The sequence below is a fragment of the Klebsiella sp. K5-306 genome (genome assembly GCF_051835185.1).
Lineage (GTDB): Bacteria > Pseudomonadota > Gammaproteobacteria > Enterobacterales > Enterobacteriaceae > Klebsiella > Klebsiella oxytoca.
The window spans coordinates 1-1490 of sequence record NZ_JAIFJY010000056.1; the positions used below are offsets into that span (position 1 = coordinate 1).

A 1490-nucleotide genomic window follows, 5' to 3' on the forward strand; every position below is an offset into this window, starting at 1 on the left:
GCGTCCGGCAGCAGCAGCGCCACCAGCAGCAACAGCACCGCCGGGAAGAGGATTTTTTCCCGCTTACTCACCGTGCGCAGCTGCACCATGCGGATTTTCCGCTCCTTCTCGCTGGTCAGCGCCTTCATAATCGGCGGCTGGATTAACGGCACCAGCGCCATATACGAGTACGCCGCCACCGCGATGGCGCCGAGTAATTCCGGCGCCAGTTTCCCGGAGAGGTAAATCGCCGTCGGGCCGTCCGCGCCGCCGATGATGCCGATGGCCGCCGCCTGCGGCAGGGTGAAGCTGATGATGCCGAAGTAGTTCAGCGTCAGCGCCCCCAGCACCGTGGCGAAGATGCCGAACTGCGCCGCCGCCCCCAGCAGCAGGGTCCGCGGGTTGGCCAGCAGCGGGCCGAAGTCGGTCATCGCCCCCACGCCCATAAAGATGACCAGCGGGGCAATGCCCGAGCCGATGGCGACCTTATAGAAAATCGCCAGCACCCCGGCGGAGTAGCCCATATCCACGGCGAGGTCCTCCATCTGCCCCTGCACCGACGGCAGGGCCAGGGCCAGCGCCTCTTTGATGGCGTGGACGTCCGGCGCGCAGTTGAGCTTCGCCGCAATCACCGCCAGCTGCCCGGCGTCGTGGTGGGCCAGCAGGCTTTCCAGCGCGGTCAGCGCCAGCCCGGCCTCCGGAATGTTCGACAGCAGGCCGCCGAAGCCAATCGGCAGCAGCAGCAGCGGCTCGAACTTCCTGGCGATGGCCAGCCACAGCAGCAGCAGGCTCACCAGCAGCATGACGGCCTGGCCGGCGCCGAGGTGCATCAGCCCCATGCCCTGAATCAGGGCGTTCAGACTTTCCATTTCGCGTCCTCTTCCTTACACCAGGCTCAGCAGGGTGTCGCCCACCGCCACCGCATCGCCGGATTTCACCGCGATACCGCGCACGGTCCCGGCCTGTGCGGCGCGGATTTCGGTTTCCATCTTCATGGCTTCCAGAATCAGCAGCACGTCGCCTTCGGCCACCGTCTGGCCTTCCGCGGCAATGACCTTCCAGATAGTGCCCGCCAGCGGCGCGGTCACCGGCGTGCCGGCGCCTGCCGGGGCGGCCGCCTGAGCCGGGGCGGAAGAGGCTGCCGGCGCGGCGGCCGTCTGCTGGCTGATATCGCCGCCGTCGCTGACCTTCACCACAAAGGCTTTGCCCTCCACTTCCACGGTGTAGACGCCGGAGGCGGCAGCTTTTACCGGGGCAGGAGCAGGCTGCGCGGCTTCCGCCTGCGGCACCGGCTCAAACGCCGCCGGGTTGTGGCGGTTCGCCAGGAACTTCAGGCCGATTTGCGGGAACAGGGCCACGGTCAGCACGTCGTCGATGGCGTTCTCCGCCAGAACGATGCCCTTCTCCTGCGCCTGACGTTTAACATCGGCTTCCAGCTGCGCCAGCTCCGGCTTCAGCAGGTCCGCCGGGCGGCAGGTGATGGCTTCTGCGCCGTCGAGCACGCGGGCCTG

2 protein-coding genes are annotated in these 1490 nt (G+C 67.6%); both read right to left on the reverse strand.

Features of this window, described 5'->3' with window-relative positions:
• On the reverse strand, positions 1-848 hold an 848-nt coding region (locus tag K2184_RS28940), incomplete at its 3' end, for a sodium ion-translocating decarboxylase subunit beta (RefSeq protein WP_316502738.1).
• 15 nt (positions 849-863) lie between these two features.
• The coding region (locus K2184_RS28945) for a biotin/lipoyl-containing protein (RefSeq protein WP_439237811.1) at positions 864-1490 on the reverse strand (627 nt) is incomplete at its 5' end.